Below are 20,193 nucleotides of genomic sequence, written 5' to 3'. Positions count from 1 at the left end.
AACTAGCGGGCCAATCAAAGGAAGTCAGGAAGATTTCCTGGCTAACGTTGCCGCAGACAGAATATTCTTCGATACTGATCGCAGCAACGTGGACAGCGAAGATCAGGCTATCTTGCAGAGCCAAGCCGTCTGGCTTCGAGCTAATCCAAGCGTCAGAATTCGGATTGAGGGGCATGCCGATGAACGCGGAACGCGCGAATATAATCTTGCCCTTGGTGAACGCCGTGCGAACGCGGCCAAGAACTATCTTTCTACAATGGGTGTCGAAGTATCGAGAATAACCGTCGTCAGTTTCGGGAAGGAGCGTCCTGATGCACTGGGTTCCGATGAGGGTGCATGGGCCCAAAATCGCCGGGCTGTGACTGTTACCGTTCGGTAGCTGGCAAAGGATTTCGGTTCGGATAGATTTCGGGGGCCCCTTCGTGGGGAAGTCGTTCAGCTACACCGATGCTAACGGCGCACGGCTTGCCATTGATCTCTGCCATCGGGATATTTCTGACCGTCTCGCATATCCTTTCAGCCAGGAGCTTAGCGTTGGCAATGCCAGTGCCCGGAAGTGCGACGACGAACTCTTCTGCGCCGTAGCGCCCAAGAATATCTGACTGTGTCAGCTTACCGGAAACGGTTTCTGAAAAATGTCTCCGAACCTCATCGCCGACAGAACGGCCAAATTGATCGATATCCAGAATGAGAAATGAAATCGGATGGCTCTAAGGTTTCTAGGATTGCTCATCCAAGATACCTTCAGTTTCAGAGACCTAAGGTCAAAGCCCTGTCGTCTGTCTTGCACTGACAATCCAGCTTTTCGTTTAGTAATCGTTGCCATTTTCTCGCCCGTTGTGACAAATGTGTTCACAGCGACAAAAGGGCGTCTTTTGGTCCTCGGATTGACGTCAATCGCCCCGGTTAGAACCATCATATTTCGTTGGTTTTCTAAGGCTTCTGAGAAAATGGTCGAGAAGAGAGGATTCGAACCTCCGGCCCCTGCGTCCCGAACGCAGTACTCTACCAGGCTGAGCTACTTCCCGATCTCTACGCCGTTCCAAGCGCAACAGATGTGCTGATCGACTTATATGCCAGAAGGGATTGCCGTTCAAGGCATTGGTCGCCAGTAAAGCCGGCAAGACTTTCGCAAGAGCGGAGAGAATCTGAACCGAAATGGAACAGGCTGGTTGAGCAAATCTGCGGAGAGGTCTACCATTGCCCAACAGGTTCAATTGGAGAATGATCGCTTGATTCCCGGACAGCATTATGAGCAGCAATATCTTGACGTGATGCGGCAAATCTGGATCCATGGGGATGAGCGCATTGATCGGACGGGTGTGGGTACACGCGCTATTTTCGGCGTGACGATGCGCTTTGATCTCGGCGATGATGCCATTCCGCTGCTCACCACCAAACGAATATTCTGGAAAACGGCGGCGCGGGAAATGCTCTGGTTCCTGACTGGCGATACCAATATCCGCGAATTGGTGAAACAGAAGGTGCATATCTGGACCGACTGGCCGCTCGACAAATATCGCCGGGAAACCGGCGAAGACATTGACCGTGATAGTTTCGAAAAGCGGATCATCGAGGATGAAACTTTCGCAGAGAGATGGGGCGATCTTGGCCCGGTTTACGGCAAGCAATGGGTCGACTGGCCCCGATATACGCCGGCTGGCGAGGGGCTTTTCCGCCGCGAGGAAAAGGGTATCAACCAGATAGAGGCGCTGATCGACGGGATCCGTAATAATCCCGGTTCCAGGCGGCATATCTTTACCGGCTGGAATGTCGCTGAGCTGGACCAGATGGCCTTGCCGCCTTGCCACAAGACCTATCAATTTTATGTGTCCAATGGGAAATTGTCGGGATTGCTCTATCAACGCAGTTGTGATCTCGGGCTCGGCTTTGCATTCAATGTCTTTTCGGCCGCCTTGCTTGTTCGGATGATTGCGCAGCAATGCGGTTTAGAGCCAGGGGAGCTGGTTTGGAACGGCGGCGATGTGCATTTATATCTCAATCATGCCGAATTGGTGAAGGAACAGATCGATCGTGAACCAAACGGGGCGCCGAAGCTGAAGATTCTGCGCAAGCCTGAATCGATTTTCGATTATGAAATCGGCGATTTCGAGGTGCAGGATTATGCGCCTCAATCCCATATTGTCGCCCCGGTAGCCGTTTGATCCCTGAAAAGGGCAGGGTGATTGACCTAAATCGGGTTTTATAATATTGTAACAGCTTGTTGAACTAATATTGCAGCGCAACAATCGCGCGATTCTTGCTGGAGGGGCCTGATGGCTGCTAAAAAAACAAAGACCAATCGGCCGCCGCTTACCCTGCACGTGCCCGAACCAAAATTCCGGCCGGGCGACACTGTCGATTATAGCGATTTAGACATTCCCGCTGCGGGTGCACAGGCGAGGCCCGACACAAATGCGGCTCCGGATCAGATGCGGGACCTCGCCTATGACATGATCCGCGTTCTAGATGATGATCATCAGGCGGTAGGGCCGTGGGACCCCAAGCTCGACGACGATACACTGCTTAAAATGCTCCGCACGATGGCGCAGGTCAGGGCCTTCGACGACCGTCTTCATCGCCAGCAACGACAGGGCAAGACGAGCTTTTACATGAAATGCACCGGGGAAGAGGCGACGTCGGTGGCGGCGGCGATGGCCTTGCACAGCGATGACATGTGTTTTCCCAGCTATCGTCAGCAGGGCATATTGTTCGTGCGCGGCTATCCGATGACGGAGATGGTCAACCAGATTTTCTCGAACAAGGCGGACAAGCTCAAGGGCCGTCAGCTGCCGATCATGTACAGCTCACGCGAACTGAATTTTTTCACCGTTTCCGGCAATCTGACCACGCAATATCCGCAGGCGGTTGGCTGGGCCATGGCCAGTGCGGTCAAGGGAGACAGCCGTATCGCGGCGGCATGGTGCGGCGAAGGCTCGACGGCCGAGGGGGACTTTCACGCTGCCATGACCTTTGCTGCGGTTTATAATGCCCCGGTCATTTTGAACGTTGTGAACAACCAGTGGGCGATTTCCTCCTTTTCGGGTTTTGCGGGTGCGGAGCGTACGACATTTGCCGCCCGCGGTGTCGGATATGGGATCGCTGCCTTGCGGGTGGACGGCAATGATCCGCTGGCTGTCTTTGCCGCCACGCAATGGGCAGCAGAGCGGGCGCGGACCAATCAGGGGCCTACGATCATCGAGCATTTTACCTATCGTGCCGAAGCGCATAGCACTTCGGATGATCCCACCGCCTATCGAAGCGCCCAGGAACGGGAAGAATGGCCGCTGGGTGATCCGATCATGCGGCTCAAACGCCATCTGATTCATCGCGGCGTGTGGAGTGGCGAACAGCAGGAGAGGCTCGATCAGCAATGTCTGGACGCGGTCAAGGCGGCGGTTACCGAAGCGGCCAAGAACGGCATATTGGGCCATGGACTGCATCAGCCGTTTGAAACCATGTTTCAGGATGTATTTGAAGAAATGCCCTGGCATCTCAAGGAACAGGCGGCGCAGGCGAACAGGGAACGGGAAATCAAATGGCCGTCATGAACATGATAGAGGCCATCAACAACGGTCTTGAGACGATGATGCGGCACGATGAAAATGTCGTGATCATGGGCGAAGATGTCGGCTATTTTGGCGGCGTTTTCCGGGCGACAGCGGGCTTGCAGGAAAAATTTGGCAAGACCCGCTGTTTTGATACACCGATCTCCGAATGCGGGATCATCGGCGCGGCGGTGGGCATGTGCGCCTATGGCCTGCGACCGGTGCCGGAAATACAGTTTGCCGACTATATTTACCCGGGAATGGACCAGCTGATTTCGGAAGCGGCGCGCCTGCGCTATCGCTCGGCAGGCGAATTTACCGCGCCGATGACAGTGCGCTCGCCGGTGGGCGGCGGCATATTTGGCGGACAGACCCACAGCCAGTCGCCCGAAGCCATGTTCACCCATGTTTCAGGTTTGAAAACGGTGATACCGTCAACGCCCTATGACGCGAAGGGACTGCTGATCGCTGCGATCGAAGACAATGATCCGGTGCTCTTTCTCGAACCCAAGCGGATTTATAACGGGCCGTTTACCGGCTATTATGACAATGCGGTTTCGCCCTGGTCGAAATTTCCTGAAGCCGAAGTACCGGAAGGCCATTACACGGTTCCGCTGGGCAAAGCCAAGATCGTGCGCGAAGGCGATGCGGTGACGGTTCTGGCTTATGGGACAATGGTCCATGTCGCCAAGGCGGTGGTCGAGGAACATGGCATTGATGCCGAGGTGATCGACCTGCGGACGCTGGTGCCGGTGGATATCGAAACGATCGAGGAGTCGGTCAAGAAAACCGGGCGTTGCATGATCGTGCACGAAGCAACGCGGACCAGTGGCTTTGGCGCCGAGCTATCGGCTCTGGTTCAGGAACGCTGTTTCTATCATCTGGAGGCGCCAATCGAACGGGTGACCGGATTTGACACGCCTTATCCGCACAGTCTGGAATGGGCCTATTTTCCGGGACCGGTGCGGATTGGTGAAGCGCTGGAGAAAATTGTCGGGGATTTGAAATCATGAGCAAATATCTATTCAATCTGCCTGACATTGGCGAGGGGATTGCCGAGGCGGAAATCGTCAAGTGGCATATCAAAGTTGGCGATGTTGTCGCGGAGGATGATCAGCTGGCGGATGTGATGACCGACAAGGCGACGGTCGAAATGGAGGCACCGGTTTCGGGCAAGATTACCGCGATTGCCGGAGAAGAAGGCGACATCATCGCGATCGGATCGATGCTGGTCGAGATCGAGGTCGAGGGGGATGTCGATCTGGATGAACTGGAAGAACTGGAAGCGTCCGACCCATCGGACCAATCCGGTGAAGAAGCCAGAAGCTCTGATAAAAATATCCTTCAAGATGCTGAAATAGAAGATAAATCTATCAAGCAGCCCGAAGGCTCAACCGCTCAGGAAGCGTCTGCGGCGACCGCTGACGCGACCGATGACAAGCCCTCGGACAAGCGCGCGCCGAAGCCGCTTGCTACGCCGGCGGTGCGCCAGCGGGCGCGCGAACTGGGGGTGGACCTGAGCGAAGTGAAGGCCCAGGGCGAGCATATCCGGCACAGCGATCTTGACGCTTATCTGAACTACGGATCGGGACAAGGCTATCGGCCGTCCGGCGCCTCCCGCAAGCGCGAGGACGAGACCATCAAGGTGATCGGCATGCGCCGCAAGATCGCCCAGAATATGGCGGAATCCAAGCGTAATATCCCGCATTTTTCCTATGTCGAGGAGATCGACATGACCGAAGTGGAGGACATGCGCGCCGATCTCAACGCCAATCGCGGCGAGCGGCCGAAGTTGACGCTTCTGCCGCTGATGGTTGTCGCGATCTGCAAGGCGCTCCCGGAATTTCCGATGCTGAACGCCCGCTATGACGACGAAGCCGGTGTGGTGACGCGGCATGGTGCGGTTCATCTCGGCCTGGCCACGCAAACCGATCAGGGGCTGATGGTGCCGGTTTTGCGCAACGCACAGGATATGAACATCTGGCAGCTGGCGATCGAAATCGGCCGACTGGCGAGCTCTGCCCGCGATGGTACGGCGAAAGCTGCGGAATTGTCGGGATCGACGCTGACGCTGACGTCGCTGGGCCCCTTGGGCGGGATCGCGACGACGCCGGTGATCAACCGGCCGGAAGTGGCGATCATCGGCCCGAACAAGATTGTTGAGCGCCCGATGATCATCGATGGCGAAATTCATGCGCGCAAGCTCATGAATCTGTCGATCTCCTGCGATCACCGGGTGGTCGACGGCTATGACGCCGCCAGCTATGTTCAGGCGCTCAAGCATTTTCTCGAAACGCCGGTGTTGTTGTTCGCCGACTGAGGCGCCGAAGGTTTCTGGACTGGTTCGGGTTGGCTAGTTGCCGTTAGCCCTGAGCTTGTCGAAGGGCGCTTCTCGACCGAGAGGCGTGGTTCGACAAGCTCACCACTAACGGAAGCTCGCTGCACGACTAACGGTATTGCGTGGGCTGGTCGCTCAAAGCCCCAGGCTTCCCAGTGTCTGCTGGTCGAATTTGAGGCGGAAGGTGATGAACGGTCCGTCCCGGGTGTAGCGGCTTTCTTCGAAGTCGCGGTCGGCAAAGCCGACGACATTGTAGCCGAGCGAGATATAGCCGTTCTTGAACGGGGTGATGCCAACGGTCGGACCGCCGCTATAGGCGATCGTGTCAAATCCATCGCCGAGGCGAGCGGTCGCCTGTGCACCGACGTCAATTGTGTCGGACAGATCGAACTTGACGTCCGCGCCGACGACATTGCTCCAGCCATCGACATCATCTTCGCCGAACCGGTCGAAAACATAACGGCTGCCCCAGAAGAGGCTATATTCGCCGGCTTCGGTGAAAATGCCGCCATCCGCGTCAATCGGCGTGTAATTGACGCTCAAGCTGTTGATGATCCGCCGCGAGGTTACATCGCCATTGACGAGCAAGGGCGCGCCGCCGATCGGGCCGGAGGTTCCGGCGACGGCGTTGCGCACGCGATCTTCCCGGAATTCCAGCTTTTGCAGCCAGGACCATTGGCTGTCTGCCGGACGATGGGCCCAGCTGGCTTCGGTTTCGATCACGCGAGTGCTTACGCCACTCTGATCCTCGGCAATGAAAATATTGGCCAGCGCCCCGAGTGCGCTGCCTTCGCCAATCTGCTTGAGCAGGGCTGTCGTGACGCCATAGCGGGTGCTGATGTCGCCATCGCGATATTCCGCTCGGCCCGTCCAGCTCCAGTCGGCGTTGCGATAGGTGGCGCCGGCGGTGACCGCGATAAAATCTTCGGTCAGCGTTCCGGCATTACCCAGAAATCCGCCGGAGGCGACCGGTTGCTGGTCATTGACGACATCGCTGCGATCGAATCCGCCGAGGGTTTCATTGCCATCGAGCGAGAAATCTACGGTCCATTTGTCCCCGATCGGGATGCTCTGGGTCAGGCCATAAGCGGCAAAAGTGCGCGGACCATATTCGGTGATTTCCTGCTGGTTCATGCTGCTGACGATGCGTGCGCCGGTCCACGGGCTGACGTCAACGCCAATCCTTGCGGTGCGGGCATCGATATTCTCGCCATCGGCAATCTCGTAGGTGCCGATGATCTTGATATCGCTGGTCACGGCATAGCGCGCGGTGAAGCTGTGCCGGGCGGGGAAGTCGATGCTTTCGTCCTGGCCGCCCAGCGCGAATTCGGTTTGCGCATCCAGTTCCAGCTTGCCGTCGAACAGGCGCTGGGTGGCGCCGAGCCGGGCCAGGGTCGACTGGTTCACGGTGCCGTCCGACAGCCGGTCATGGGCGTAGACCATACCGGCCCGAAAAGACGTGCCGTCCGTGCGATATTCCAGTTCGGCGTTACCCGCCCGGCGACGCGCATCGGATGTCAGGAAATTTTCCTGATAGCTGGTGACCGCCAGCGAGAGATTGTCCCGGATCCTGATCCGGCCATCAATGCCGAATTTGCGGGTTCCGCTTTCCGCTGCATTGAGCTGACCCAGACCATAGCCGGATGCCTGTCGCCGGACATAGGCAAGAATGTCGAATTTCGATCCATGATGCTCTGCTTCCACCAGCCAGGCGGTCGCGGTCTGGCCGGTCCCTGTTGCGGCGACCGTTTTGGCTTCATTGTCGGTCAGGGCGAGCTCGGCCCGGAATTCGGTTTTGATATCCGGCCGATAGCGAATGTCGACACCAAGCAGATCGGTTTTCACGCTTTCATTTTCATCATGCACGGCGGTCGCACCGATTTTCAGCTTTTCATTGGCGGTTTGATAGGTGGCGCGGCCACCGGCGTTCAGATTGCGATCGCCGACACCCAGGACTTCATATTCGGCGATGATGAACTGGGGATCGAGCCCGCTGCCGCGGCTCAGAACCGGTTCGCGGAACCGCAGCGTGCCGGCAAGATAGTCGATGTCATAATCGATGTGCCGGGTCAGCTCGCGCCGTTCGACAATCCGGTCGGAACGGAAGCGATCCCGGGTTTCCAGCGCAATCCGTTCGCTATTGGCCAGAATGTCGCGGGTTGCGAGCGCATAAGGGCCGGACAGGCCATTGCCCTGGATTTCGTCGCGGCGGAACCGATTGGGCGAATCTGCAGCAAAGGCGTTGAGATGCACCTGATCGCTGCGATATTCGGCCTTGATGCCGTTGAAAGCCCGCTGGTAGCGAGCGAGTTCGGGCTCGTCGATTCCGGTCTCATAATCACCGAACAGCGCATAAAATTGCGGTCGTTCCAGCTTGAGATAGAGGCGGCGCACCGACGCGGCATCATAGCGTTGTTCGCTGCGGTCGGCGTAGACCGTGTAATAGCGGCGTGGATCGATGACCCCCTGAAAACGGGTCTCGTCTTCCTGCTTGTCGCTGTCATAGGACAGGGTCATCAGCCATTTGCCGGTCACGCGGCCCTTGGCATAGAGCGCGATGCGGCCGTCGACGTTGATATTGTCCTCCTCTTCAACCAGATCCTCCAGCCGCTCGTCGAGCGTGTTGAAGCCCAGCGTACCGGCGGCAAAGCCGACCACCGTCCAGGGGCGGTCGCCGGGATCGAGCCAGGTAGAAATGCGCTGGGTCCGTCCAACTTCGCCATCGCGGAACGGGAAGGAAATGCTGAGCGAACCGGAGGCCGTGGTCGGCGCCAGTTCGATATAGGCAATGCCTTCTTCGCCCTCGATCCGCCAAACCGGCGCGCCCCGTTCGAGACCGGCGAGCTGGTTGGCCTGCTGGGCGTCCATTTCGACGGCCGGTGCATATGGAGCCGGAACGGTAAAGTCGCCGACCATCCCGTGTCGCACGGGTTTGCCGTCCCGGTCGGTCAGCCGGACGGCAATGACCGGGCGGGTGACACCATCGGCGACGAGAATGGAGCGGTCCTTGAGCAGTTCCGCGTGCAGCGGGCTGCCGGCATGATGGACTTTGCGTTGCAGTTGCTGGACCAGTGCGCCGTCACGATCGATCACGCGCGCGACCAGGATATTGTTGCGGTCCCCGATCTCGATGCCGCGCCAGGTGCTGACCCGGATTTTGCCGTCCGCACTTTTCCGGGTGCCGTCAAAGGCAAGGGGATTGACCGGCTTGCCGTTGACCGAAAGTTCGACCGTCTGGCCGGCGTGGTGCTTGATGGCGACGCGCAGCGCCTTCACGCGCGGATTATGGTCTTCCGCCGGGAAGAGCCAGGCGATACCCGGCTGTTCGCCGGTCACCCAATCCTGGTCGGCACCAGCGGCCTCCGGATCGGACAGGACTTGCGGCTTCTGATAGGTTGCAGACGTCGTCATTTCTCGTGGCGCCACTGTTCTGGCCCGGAAATCGGCGCGTTTCAGCGCGCCGCCGCGGCCTTCGACAAAGCGGGAAATATCACTGCCGGCGCTGCGCGTATTCTGCCCGCAATCGACCGGGGCCAGATCGGCAGGGAAGCTGGAGGGGTCGACCTGGACCACATGCAGGCCGGGACGCAGCCCTTCGAAATGATAGCGACCGTCGCTGTCGGTGACGGTATAGGTCCCGTCCTGCAGCATCACCCGGATATTGCCAATTCCGCGGGCCTGCCGCGGATCGATCGAGCAGCCGCCATCGGTGATCCGGCCGACCAGGGTGAATCGTTCCGAAATTCCATCGCGTTCGATGCGGACCAAGGCGTCGACGGTCGGGCTGCTGGTGCCGCGGTCATCGAGGGCCGAGGCAAGATTCAGCGCGTCACCCGGCTGCGCGTCCTGACGCACTTCCGCAATATAGGTCAGCAGAGCGCTGGCGGACGGGGGCAGGGGCGGGGCCGCAACGGTGAAATCCCGTCCATTGGCATTGATGGTGGGGGTGATCAGGTCGCCATTGTAGCGTACCGTGCCGGCTTTCAGGCGCATCGCTGCGGGTAATTGATCGGAGATCGTGATCTGGCCGGTGGTGCGGGTCGGATCGGCATTGCGCAGGCTTATCCGATATTGAATCGCGTCGCCGGGCGCCGCCTGTCCGGTGGATGCCGTCTTGGTGATGGCGAGCGGGGCTCCTGGCCGGTCCAGCGGTACGTCGACCCGAACCGGTGCCGGATCGTCGAGGATGATGATACCGCCATAGGAGCCGTCGACGATCGTGAACGGCAGGCCATCGGTCCGCCGCAGACCGGTGAGTTGGTCCGGCGTGGCGGCCGAGGCAAAGCGATAGGGTGCCGGGGGTTCGACACGCAACCGGTAGCTGCCCTGGCGCGCGAACGGGAAGCGATAGAATCCCTGGGAAAATTCATAGACGGTTCCGCTGCTGTCGGTGACGGTGCTGCCGGTGATGATCGAATTCGGGAAGGCGGAAACGCCGTCTTCGCCGAAGACATCGGCCGGTTGCCCGGTGGACATGTCGATCAGGGTGACGCGGGTCCCGGATATCGCCGTGCCATCGCCGCTGTCGAAGGTTTCGCCGAACGGATCGATCAATATTCCCAGTTTGACCCGGCCCAGCGGCTGTCCGGCACTTTCATCGATGATGACGTCCAGCGTGTCGCCGGGATTGACCGACAGTCGGCAGTCTCCCTGTACCGGATTGGGCGGGATGGCGGCGGTGTTGATCATGCCGACGAACCGGCCGGTATCGGGACCGGTTTCGGAAATGGTGATTACTTCCCGGTCTGCGGCTGCGGTCGAGACAATGATATCGAAACTGTCGACTTTCGCGGCGTCGAGGTTTCGGTCCGGGGCAAGGATCGAGATGATGAAGGGCGCACCGGCGCGGATCTTGTCTGTCGGGATCAGGGACGCCGGACTGGTCGGGGTGCCGACGAAGACACCGTGCAATTCGACCGGTACCGGGCCGGACAGGCCGTTGCAGATCGTGCCGGGAAGCGGCACCTGTTCGCCATGCGGCGGCTTGCCAAACTGGTATGTGGTGATTTCAGGCGGGTTGGCCGGAGCCGCAACCACCTGGATGTCGATGCGATTGGACGATTTCTGTAACCGGCGGCTGCCCAGATCCCATTCGGCCTGGGCAATATTGGAGATGAGCGGCAGATTGTGCGGTTGATTGATGGCAAAATCCGGCGCGTGCGGCTGCTCCTCGGCAAACGCGGGTTTCGCGAGAACCGGAGCGGCAGGCGCGGTGAGCGCGCACGCGGCAAGGGACAGGCCGAATGGCCTGAAAAAATTGGTGAGAAAACCCACTGCTAAAGCCGGAAGGGTGCGGCAAACCGGCTGAATGCCGGTTTGCCGCCAGATCCCAGGGCGCCTAGTCTACGGTTACGCGGAAAATGAGCGTTTCGGTCGCGCCCGAGGCCACGGTCCCGAGATTGCCCGATACGACGCCCGCTGCCTGAGCACCGGTGCCGCTGCCATCTGCGTTACAGACGGAACCGTTGACGGTTCCCTCGGTGACCACGCCGATCACCGCCGGAACGGTGGCCGGGCCGCTGGCCAAGCTGCTGTAATAGACCAGATTGGCCGGTATCGTGTCCGAAATGGCCACGCCGGTCGCTTCTGCGCCACCGGAAGCATTGGCGACGGCGATGCAATATTCGACAATCGCGCCGGGAATGGCTTTCGGGTTGGTGCTGCCGTTGACCGGATCCCACAGGACGGTGCTGGTCTTGGTGACCGTGATGTCAGCCGCGGAGACTTCATATGTGTCCGTCGCACTGTGATAGCCGTCGCCAGCGCCATCGGCGGCGCCGCTGCCGGCGGCATCGGCAAACACGTTCTGAACCAGGGTTGGATCATCCGCATCGCCCGAATCGTCGGCAAAGGCCGTGCCTTGGACGTCGATACCGGTTGCGGGAAGGCCCGCACCGCCATGCGCGGCCGCCTGGCCGATCAGGATGATATCCGCCAGGGCACCGGTGGCGACACCGTTGGGGATGTCGGCGACCGCGTGAATGGTCACGCTTTCGTCTTCCGCCAGGTTATCGATGAAGGTGATCTCCGTGTCCCCGGCATCAAAAACGCCGGCGGTGGTGCCATTGTCGAGATAATAGGTGATCGTGCCGGTCACGTCGAAATCGTCGGTGCCCGGCTGCTCGGACGTCAGCAGCACGTCGATCGTGTCGTTGGTCTGGTTGCTGACCGTGTAGGTCACCGCCTGCTGGGTCGCATTGGGTGCAACCGAACTGTTGACGGCATCGCTCTTGGCAACGACAAGATTCACTTTGCGGTCAACGACGAACATGTCGCTGTCGGTTTCCGCTGTCTGGGCGGTTCCCCCCACATTATAGGCTACGCTAACGCTGTTGGTAATGCTCGTGCCGGCATCAGTGCCCAGATCTGCAGCGAACGCCGGGGTGAACCCGAGCGCCGCTACAGAAATGGTACTTGTGGCAACGAGAAGTTTCAGTTTACTGGTCATAACTGTCTCCTGTTTCACTTATCTGGATCGCCAAACCCCGCGGCGATCCGGTACGGTTGCGGTCACTTCACAGTGCCGCGGAAAACCAATTTCCCTCCCGAACCCGCGGAAAGGGAACGATTAAATTTCCATTTCACATGGGTTACATCGGTCATCAGAGCGGGACGGAGTTCGCCATTTCCGCTCGGATAGGTGAGGGTGGAGAGTGGTCCCCAAGTCTTGCCTCCGTCTACGGAGACAATTTCAGTGCCATCGGACGTTCCGTTGAACGCCACCGCTCTGGGAAGCGGATTGGTGACAGAGAAATCGGTGGCCGGCGCGCGGCCGACATTCTTGTAATTGACGACGAACACGAGATTGTCGCCGGGGGTGACGGTCTTCGGCTGTTCGAGCACGAGAGCGGTGGTGCCGTTCGGCCTGGCGACCTTGCGTTCGACGAACACGTTGCTCGACAGGCTGACATTATTGGCGGCCAGAGCGGCGCCTGGCAGGATCAGCGCTGTCGCGAGAAATATTGCTTTTATCATGTTGTTTTGCCCCGGTAAAATCTAGTCGATGGTGACTTGGAAGGTGATCGTGCGGCTCTGTCCGCCTGGCAATGTGCCCAAGGCCACGGCGATCGCGCCGCTGTCGAAGGAGCCGGCATCGCCGTCGTCCCCGGCATCGCCCAGCGCTGCGCCTTCGAGCGTGATGCTGCCTGATTTATAGGTGGTGTCGGCGGGGATATCGTCGCGGATCGCCAGATTGGTCAGGTCAGCAGTACCGACGGTGGTCGCGACCAGCTGATAAACGATGACGGCACCCGGTACCGCCTCGGAGCCGCCGAACGGATCGATGATGGTGGCGCTTTTGACCAGAGTGACATCCGAGGCGCGGACCACGAAAAAGCCGCTGGCTGCGGAATCGGCGCCGGTGGACCCGACGACCGCATCGCCGCCGCCATCGCCCTGACCGGCGAACAATGTCCCGGGCGTGCCGCTGCCGGTCGTGGCGGCGGCGGCAAGTTCGATTTCGGCGCGGTCGGCATCATTGGCCGAAGCGGGGATGGTGGAAAGGATGAAGACCGTGACGCTTTCATCGGGCGCGAGCAGCGGATCGTTGCTGCCGGTCGTGTAGATGGTGTCGACGCCGGGATCATAGACGCCGTTGCCGTTGCTATCGAGGATGATCTGTTCAAGGCTGGTGTCAAATTCATCGCCGGGTCTGGCGGTATCCGCGGTCAGTGCGAAGGCTTCGGAACCGTTGCCGCTGTTGGTGACCTTATAGGTCATCACCTGCGCGGTCGATCCGGGAGTCGAGGTGACATCGCCCGGATCGCTGGAAACGACCGTGACGTTGAGCAGTTCGTCGACCTTGATGGTGACGGTGTTCGAATCGATCGTGACCGGTGAGCCGCCGCCCGGTGCGTCATAGCTGGCCTGGGCAATGTTGACGATATCGGTACCGGCGACCGTGCCCGCAGCGAGAACGGCGGACGATCCCATGAAAAGCGTCGCGGCACTGACTGCCAGCGCCAGACGGCGGCTGACGGCAATTGTGGTCCGCAAAGCCGACCGGCGTCCAAAATCCTGTGTGTGTAACTGTTCCATGCCGGTCCTATGACAAAGAAAGCAAAATATTTGGTAAACGAGAAATAAATGATAATATGCGGATACTACCGACCGGATCGCTGGAAATGCGCCAGTTGCCAGGGCTTGTTAAGCAAAGCTTGGGTGTTGCTTAACCCGGCATTTACCATGATATTGCGTTATATTTACCAATTCTGGCAATCTTCGGATGGTCTGGGGGAAGGCGAGGCCCATGGCCGGTGCCATGATCGGGAGGGAGGGCAAATCCGGGTCGGTCGAGCCCCGGTCTCAAATATGTAGAATAATCGAAAGAGTGTAGTTGACAGAAATGCGGAGCTCTTCTACTTGCGCTGCTTCACCGCCCAATGCAGGCGCATGTGCGGGTGTAGCTCAGTTGGTTAGAGCGCCGGCCTGTCACGCCGGAGGTCGCGAGTTCAAGTCTCGTCACTCGCGCCATTTCCCCAAAAAGGGGGGAATGGCGGTTCAGGATCGGAATTTTCCGGTATTCATCCATATCAGCAGCGGCTTGAGCGGAAATATCCAGGCAATGCCGGCAAATATGTAGATTGGCAATTGCAGCCAGAAGTTCAGCGCGCTGAGCCAGTCGAGCAGGCTGAGCACTATTCCGCACCACAGCAGAATCACTGCCAGAATCAAAATCATGCCAAAGGGTTGACGCCAATTGGGGCTGTCAGGTGGATTATGCGGCGGTTTCGAATTCGGATCTGCGGTCATGGCGTCATTCCAACTCTCTGAATTATTTCGGATTCTGTCACGATCATGTCGAGCGGCATATCATGGGCTGCAACCGGGATCGCATCGGCCTCCTGCACCGACCAGGCCAGCCCTATGCGGGTTGCCTGCGGAAATGCGGCAAAACTTCGGTCATAATGGCCGCCCCCCTGACCGAGACGGTGCATCGATCGGTCGAAAGCGATCATCGGTGCAATGATCAGGTCCGGCGTTACGGACGGGCAATCCATGCCGGGTTCGGCAATATTGCGGAAACCGGCTTCGAGCAGATCGAGATTGTCGATCCTGCGAAATTCCAGCGGGGTATTGCCGATACATGCCGGGAATGCCATGGTTTTGCCTGTTTCAGCGAGATATTCGGCCAGATTGGCAGTCGGGGCTTCTGATCCGGTTGCACTATATAGCGCAACAATGTCGCTCTGCTCGATCAGCTTTGCCAGGGGAGTCGGCGGCCGCCGGAAAGCCAGGCCGCGGGTGGCGATATCCAGCTGACGATGAAAGCCATCCCGTCGCCTTCGATACTCTTCACGTAGTTTCTGCTTTCTATCATCTAAACTACTCAAATATCTAATCTTTCTGATGAAAAGTGACGGGACCGTCTTGGTCGTTGGCCGGAAAATCCTCTGACGCCTATTACGTCAGGTGGGCGCCATATGCATCGGACCCGACTGCAAAACAGTCCGCAATCCGGGCAGGGACAGCTCCCTAGGAAGTTATATCGCCTCAGGGATTATCGTATCAAGCTCGTGCCAGACAGTACCCGTCTTACCCTATCTAGGCGCGATAGGGGCGTTACTCAAGACTGTTTGCCAGTTGTTCGGCACGATCGGCCAGTTTTTCCAGTGAAGCAATCGCCTGTTCTCCCATCGGGCCGGGACTGACAGTATCGGCGGCCGCGGGCTTTTCGGCCAGTGCAGCCTGCGCGCTGTGCAGTTCATCGGCCAGCAGCAGCGACGTGAACAGCAACATGCGGCTTTCGTTCAGCCCGGCCGGGTCGCCGGATTCTCGCGCTTTGCCATCGACCATCGCCGCCAGCCGGGTCAAATGCGATTCTTCGCCATCCTGACAGGTGACCATGAAAGAGCGACCGCCAATTTCCAGCTTCATCTGTGCCATGTCAGTGCTCCTGTCGCTCGATCAGTCCGTCGATGGTTCTGATGGCCTGTTTCATTTCCGCCTTTAGCGCCTCGTGCCGCGCTTCCAATGCCGCGTCGGCATCGCTCTGCATCTGGCTCTTTGCCGATTCAATGCGGCTCAGAGCGCGTTCCAGCCGCCCGATGGCCAGGATGACTCTTTCATTGTCCATGAGCATTTTCCACAGCTTGATTCCGACAGGTCAGTTTCTGTCTTTCGTTGCTAACAATCTATTCCGGTGCCGTAAACACCGGATCATGAAAAGCGGTCCTTGACGCCGACATGCTGGATCATCAAAGGAGGAGGCAAAATAGCGAATCGCAGCATTTTGCTGGGTGTGCACACTCGCCAGTCCAGGGGATTAGACTAGTCATGACCGTTACCGAAAAGAGCATGGCAAACGCCATAAGAGCGCTTGCGATGGATGCGGTGGAAGCTGCCAATAGCGGCCATCCCGGAATGCCGATGGGTATGGCGGATGTAGCTACGGTGTTGTTCAGCGACCATCTGAAATTTGACCCGAAGGCACCGAAATGGGCCGACCGTGACCGTTTTGTCTTGTCCGCCGGCCATGGGTCGATGCTGATCTATTCGCTGCTGCATCTGACCGGCTATGCACGGCCGACGCTTCAGGATATCAGGGATTTCCGTCAGCTCAGTTCGCCCTGTGCCGGTCATCCGGAAAATTTCAAGCTGGAAGGCGTGGAAACGACGACCGGCCCGCTGGGGCAGGGATTTGCCACTGCGGTGGGCATGGCGGTGGCCGAGCGCCATCTCAACGCTGTTTTCGGCGATGATCTGGTCGATCATAAAACCTGGGTGATCGCCGGAGACGGCTGCCTGATGGAGGGGATCAATCACGAAGCGGTCGGCCTCGCCGGCCATCTGGGTTTGGGAAGGCTTAATGTTCTTTGGGATGATAATGGCATAACTATCGACGGAAAAACGGATTTATCGACGAGTGAGGATATTCCAGCCCGCTATCGCGCCTCCGGATGGCATGTCGTTTCCTGCGATGGCCATGACTATGACGATATCCGCAAGGCGCTCGGCGAGGCGGAGGCCGATCCGCGGCCATCGCTGATCGCCTGCAAGACCGTGATCGGCTATGGCGCGCCGACCAAGCAGGGTACTGCGGCCACCCACGGCGCACCGCTCGGCGGCGAAGAAATCGCCGGCACGCGCGCTGCTCTGGCGTGGGACCATGAACCCTTTGTCATTCCGGACGATATTATGGCGTCATGGCGGCAATTGGGAAAGAAAGGTGCGGCGGCACGGGCCGATTGGGAAATCAGACTGGGCGGTCATGCGCAGGCAGCCGAATTCCAGCGTCGCATGGCGGGAGACCTGCCGGATGGCGATGCAATAAAGGCCTATCTGGAAGGACTGGCCCAGGATCCGCCCAAAGTCGCAACCCGCAAGGCATCGGAAATGGCGCTGGGCGCGATTACCGAGGTTTTGCCGGAAATGCTCGGCGGAAGTGCCGATCTGACAGGTTCAAACAATACCAAAACTTCGTTCACCAAGCCTTTGACAAAAGACGATTATTCCGGGCGTTATATCTATTATGGTATTCGCGAGTTCGGGATGGCTGCGGCGATGAACGGCATGGCGCTGCACGGCGGCATCATTCCCTATGGCGGCACATTTCTGGTGTTTACCGACTATTGCCGCGGCGCCATGCGGCTTTCCGCCATCCAGAATGCGCGGGTGATCTACGTCATGACCCATGACAGCATCGGACTGGGCGAGGACGGGCCGACCCACCAGCCGATCGAACATGTTCAAAGCCTGCGGCTGATGCCGAACATGCTGGTATTCCGGCCCGCCGATGCGATCGAAACGGCGGAATGCTGGATGCTGGCGATCCAGCGTGAAGACGGCCCGTCGACCCTCGCGCTGACCCGCCAGGGACTTGCGCCACTGCGTCATGACGTCAGCATAAATCTTTGTGAAAAAGGCGCTTATCGCCTGAAAGCGGCAGAGGGCGACAAGCGGGTCGTGCTGATCGCAACGGGTTCCGAAGTGTCGCTTGCGATGGATATCGCGGCCACACTGGAAACGGCCGGGCATGGCGCCGACGTGGTCTCCATGCCCTGCGCAGAATTGTTCGACGCGCAGGACGAGGCCTATAAAAGCGATCTGCTGGGCACCGGCGGCATCTTGCGGGTTTCGATCGAAGCCGGCACCACCATCGGCTGGGAGCGCTATACCGGTCTCGACGGCATGCGCTTCGGCATCGATGGTTTCGGAGCGTCGGCGCCGATCGACGATCTCTACGCGCATTTCGGTCTGACCGTCGATGCCATCACACCCCAGATTCTCAAGAAAATCGGCTGAACACGGCCAGCATCTGCATTTAAAGGAGCATGATCAATGACGAAAGTAGCAATCAACGGATTTGGCCGGATCGGCCGTCTTGTGGCCCGGGCGATACTGGAGCGGGACGATGACCAGTTCGAACTGGTTGCGATCAACGATCTTGCCGATGCGGAATCCAATGCGCTGCTTTTTGCCTATGACAGCGTCCATGGCCGCTTCCCCGGGGAAGTGACCGCGCATGGCGATCATATCATGGTCAATGGCAAGAAAATTGCCGTGACCTCCGAGCGCAATCCCGGCGATCTGCCGCACGGCGACATGGGCGTGGACATCGTGCTGGAATGCACCGGCTTTTTCCAGTCGAAGGACGCCTCGCAGCCGCATATCGATGCCGGCGCCAAGCGCGTCCTGATCTCGGCCCCGGCCAATGGTGATCTGAAAACCGTGGTCTTCGGCGTCAATCACGATGTTCTGACGGCAGAGGATATCATCGTTTCCAACGCTTCGTGCACGACCAACTGCCTGGCACCGGTCGCCAAGGTGCTGAACGACACGGTCGGTAACGAGCGCGGCTTCTTGACCACGATCCACAGCTCTACCAATGACCAGCGGATGCTCGACCAGATCCACAGCGACATGCGCCGGGCCCGGGCCGGTGCGGTCAACATGATCCCGACGACTACCGGTGCGGCGCGCGCCGTCGGTCTGGTGTTGCCGGAACTGAACGGCAAGCTGGACGGTTCGTCGATCCGGGTGCCCACGCCCAATGTCAGCCTGGTCGATCTGGTGTTCACACCGGGCCGCGACACCAGCGTCGAGGAAATCAACGGCGCGCTGAAAGCCGCTGCGGAAGGCCCGATGAAGGGCGTGCTGGTTTATGAGGACAAGCCGCTGGTATCCTCCGATTTCAACCATCAGCCCGCGAGCAGTTCGGTCGACAGTCTCGAAACCACGGTGATGGACGGCAAACTGGTCCGCGTCGTCAGCTGGTATGACAATGAATGGGGTTTCTCCAACCGCATGATCGATACGGCCAAGGTCATGGCAAGCTTCCTTTAATTCACAAAGGTTCTGATAAATGTCGGCTAACAGATTTAAAACGCTTGATGATATCGGTGATGTTCAGGGAAAATGCGGTTTGATCCGCGTCGACCTGAACGTCCCGATGGCGGATGGCAAGGTGACCGACGACACGCGGCTCAAGGCGTTGATGCCGACGGTTATCGAACTGGCTGACAAGGGTGCGAAACTGCTGTTGCTGGCGCATTTCGGTCGTCCCAAAGGGGAAGTCAAACCGGAATATTCGCTTGAACCCGTGGTGGCGCCGCTGGCTGCGGTGCTTGGCCGCGAGGTGCAGTTCATGGAACAGCCGGATCTGGACATGATTGCTGCCTTGCCCGAGGGCAGTATCATTGTGCTGGAAAACAGCCGCTTTGCCCCGGGCGAAGAGAAAAATGATCCCGACATGGCCAGGGCGTTGGCTGCCTTCGGTGATTTTTACGTCAATGATGCCTTTTCCGCGGCGCATCGGGCGCATGTGACGACCGAGGGCCTGGCCCATTATCTGCCTTCTTATGCTGGCCGTTCGATGGAACGCGAGCTGTCCGCGCTCGACAAGGCGCTGGGCGATCCGGAACATCCGGTTGCGGCGGTGGTCGGCGGCGCGAAAGTTTCGAGCAAGCTGGATGTGCTGCGGCAGATGGTCGAGCAGGTGGATCATCTGATCATCGGCGGCGGCATGGCCAATACCTTTCTCGCGGCGCGCGGCGTCGATGTCGGCAAATCCCTGTGCGAACATGAGCTGGCCGACACCGCCAATGACATATTGGCCGCTGCCGACCGGGCCGGGTGCACGGTGCATCTGCCGTATGACGTGGTGGTCGCCACGGAATTTCGCGCCAATCCGCCGACCCGGACGGTCAATGTCCATGAAGTGGCGGCGGATGAAATGATCCTCGATATCGGGCCGGCAGCTGTCGAGGCGCTGTCCGATGTGCTCAAGACCTGCAAGACCCTGGTCTGGAACGGGCCACTGGGTGCGTTCGAGACAGAACCGTTCGACCATGCCACCGTGGCCCTCGC

At 59.0% G+C, this 20,193-nt stretch carries 17 protein-coding genes and 2 tRNA genes; 9 read left to right on the top strand and 10 right to left on the bottom strand.

What is annotated here, in order from left to right:
• Positions 1-379 (top strand): peptidoglycan-associated lipoprotein Pal (pal, locus tag ACEW8J_RS13560; RefSeq protein WP_373492176.1); only part of this gene is annotated, 379 nt, incomplete at its 5' end.
• Here the strand turns inward: pal and ACEW8J_RS13555 are convergent.
• Both ACEW8J_RS13555 and ACEW8J_RS13550 read right to left on the bottom strand, forming a co-directional pair.
• On the bottom strand, positions 366-686 hold the full coding sequence (locus ACEW8J_RS13555) for a GGDEF domain-containing protein (RefSeq protein ID WP_373492179.1): 321 nt from the start codon (positions 684-686) through the stop codon (positions 366-368). The two genes, pal and ACEW8J_RS13555, sit on opposite strands and share 14 nt — an antisense overlap.
• A 265-nt stretch (positions 687-951) precedes the next feature.
• Positions 952-1,028: transfer RNA gene (locus ACEW8J_RS13550), tRNA-Pro, on the bottom strand.
• 204 nt (positions 1,029-1,232) lie between these two features.
• Here ACEW8J_RS13550 and thyA point away from each other — a divergent pair.
• The 4 genes from thyA to ACEW8J_RS13530 all read left to right on the top strand — a co-directional run bounded on the left by thyA (position 1,233) and on the right by ACEW8J_RS13530 (position 5,868).
• On the top strand, positions 1,233-2,165 hold the full coding sequence (gene thyA / locus ACEW8J_RS13545; RefSeq protein WP_373492178.1) for a thymidylate synthase: 933 nt from the start codon (positions 1,233-1,235) through the stop codon (positions 2,163-2,165).
• Between the two features lie 111 nt (positions 2,166-2,276).
• Positions 2,277-3,551, top strand: coding sequence for a 3-methyl-2-oxobutanoate dehydrogenase (2-methylpropanoyl-transferring) subunit alpha (locus ACEW8J_RS13540; RefSeq protein ID WP_373492175.1), 1,275 nt, complete (start codon positions 2,277-2,279; stop codon positions 3,549-3,551).
• Positions 3,548-4,561 (top strand): alpha-ketoacid dehydrogenase subunit beta, encoded by a 1,014-nt coding sequence (locus ACEW8J_RS13535; protein ID WP_373492177.1) that lies wholly within the window; start codon positions 3,548-3,550, stop codon positions 4,559-4,561. The genes ACEW8J_RS13540 and ACEW8J_RS13535 overlap by 4 nt, the downstream gene beginning before the upstream one ends.
• A complete protein-coding gene (locus tag ACEW8J_RS13530) occupies positions 4,558-5,868 on the top strand; it encodes a dihydrolipoamide acetyltransferase family protein (RefSeq protein ID WP_373492174.1) in 1,311 nt (436 codons plus the stop codon). The genes ACEW8J_RS13535 and ACEW8J_RS13530 overlap by 4 nt, the downstream gene beginning before the upstream one ends.
• Before the next feature lie 153 nt (positions 5,869-6,021).
• Here the strand turns inward: ACEW8J_RS13530 and ACEW8J_RS13525 are convergent, their stop codons facing one another.
• The 4 genes from ACEW8J_RS13525 to ACEW8J_RS13510 all read right to left on the bottom strand — a co-directional run bounded on the left by ACEW8J_RS13525 (position 6,022) and on the right by ACEW8J_RS13510 (position 13,923).
• Positions 6,022-11,160 carry a hypothetical protein gene (locus ACEW8J_RS13525; protein ID WP_373492173.1) on the bottom strand — a complete coding sequence of 1,713 codons (5,139 nt, stop codon included), beginning with the start codon at positions 11,158-11,160 and terminating at the stop codon, positions 6,022-6,024.
• Between the two features lie 64 nt (positions 11,161-11,224).
• Positions 11,225-12,334, bottom strand: coding sequence for a hypothetical protein (locus tag ACEW8J_RS13520; RefSeq protein WP_373492172.1), 1,110 nt, complete (start codon positions 12,332-12,334; stop codon positions 11,225-11,227).
• 62 nt (positions 12,335-12,396) lie between these two features.
• The gene (locus tag ACEW8J_RS13515; protein WP_373492171.1) at positions 12,397-12,861 is read right to left on the bottom strand and encodes a hypothetical protein; all 465 of its coding nucleotides are present in this window, start codon (positions 12,859-12,861) and stop codon (positions 12,397-12,399) included.
• Positions 12,862-12,882: 21 nt separating this feature from the next.
• Positions 12,883-13,923 (bottom strand): hypothetical protein, encoded by a 1,041-nt coding sequence (locus ACEW8J_RS13510; protein ID WP_373492170.1) that lies wholly within the window; start codon positions 13,921-13,923, stop codon positions 12,883-12,885.
• A gap of 358 nt (positions 13,924-14,281) precedes the next feature.
• On the opposite strand from ACEW8J_RS13510, the gene ACEW8J_RS13505 reads away from it, so the two are divergent.
• Positions 14,282-14,358 (top strand) — tRNA-Asp (locus ACEW8J_RS13505).
• Positions 14,359-14,385: 27 nt separating this feature from the next.
• Here the strand turns inward: ACEW8J_RS13505 and ACEW8J_RS13500 are convergent.
• From ACEW8J_RS13500 to ACEW8J_RS13485, 4 genes are all read right to left on the bottom strand, one after another.
• The gene (locus ACEW8J_RS13500) at positions 14,386-14,637 is read right to left on the bottom strand and encodes a DUF2842 domain-containing protein (protein WP_373492169.1); all 252 of its coding nucleotides are present in this window, start codon (positions 14,635-14,637) and stop codon (positions 14,386-14,388) included.
• Complete coding sequence (locus tag ACEW8J_RS13495; RefSeq protein ID WP_373492168.1) at positions 14,634-15,218, bottom strand: 5-formyltetrahydrofolate cyclo-ligase; 585 nt, start codon at positions 15,216-15,218, stop codon at positions 14,634-14,636. Before ACEW8J_RS13495 ends, ACEW8J_RS13500 begins: the two co-directional genes overlap by 4 nt.
• A gap of 229 nt (positions 15,219-15,447) precedes the next feature.
• Positions 15,448-15,771, bottom strand: coding sequence for a cell division protein ZapA (locus tag ACEW8J_RS13490; protein WP_373492167.1), 324 nt, complete (start codon positions 15,769-15,771; stop codon positions 15,448-15,450).
• Between the two features lies 1 nt (position 15,772).
• A complete protein-coding gene (locus ACEW8J_RS13485; protein WP_373492166.1) occupies positions 15,773-15,961 on the bottom strand; it encodes a hypothetical protein in 189 nt (62 codons plus the stop codon).
• 200 nt (positions 15,962-16,161) lie between these two features.
• Here ACEW8J_RS13485 and tkt point away from each other — a divergent pair, with 200 nt between their 5' ends.
• The 3 genes from tkt to pgk all read left to right on the top strand — a co-directional run.
• Positions 16,162-18,129 carry a transketolase gene (tkt, locus tag ACEW8J_RS13480; RefSeq protein WP_373492165.1) on the top strand — a complete coding sequence of 656 codons (1,968 nt, stop codon included), beginning with the start codon at positions 16,162-16,164 and terminating at the stop codon, positions 18,127-18,129.
• Between the two features lie 36 nt (positions 18,130-18,165).
• Positions 18,166-19,170, top strand: coding sequence for a type I glyceraldehyde-3-phosphate dehydrogenase (gap, locus tag ACEW8J_RS13475; protein ID WP_373492164.1), 1,005 nt, complete (start codon positions 18,166-18,168; stop codon positions 19,168-19,170).
• 19 nt (positions 19,171-19,189) lie between these two features.
• On the top strand, positions 19,190-20,193 hold a 1,004-nt coding region (gene pgk / locus ACEW8J_RS13470; protein ID WP_373492163.1), incomplete at its 3' end, for a phosphoglycerate kinase.

It is taken from the genome of Parasphingorhabdus sp., assembly GCF_041748495.1.
In the GTDB taxonomy this organism is placed as follows: domain Bacteria; phylum Pseudomonadota; class Alphaproteobacteria; order Sphingomonadales; family Sphingomonadaceae; genus Parasphingorhabdus.
Note: the sequence above shows the minus strand (reverse complement) of the source record. Positions and strands in the feature narration are given on the sequence as shown.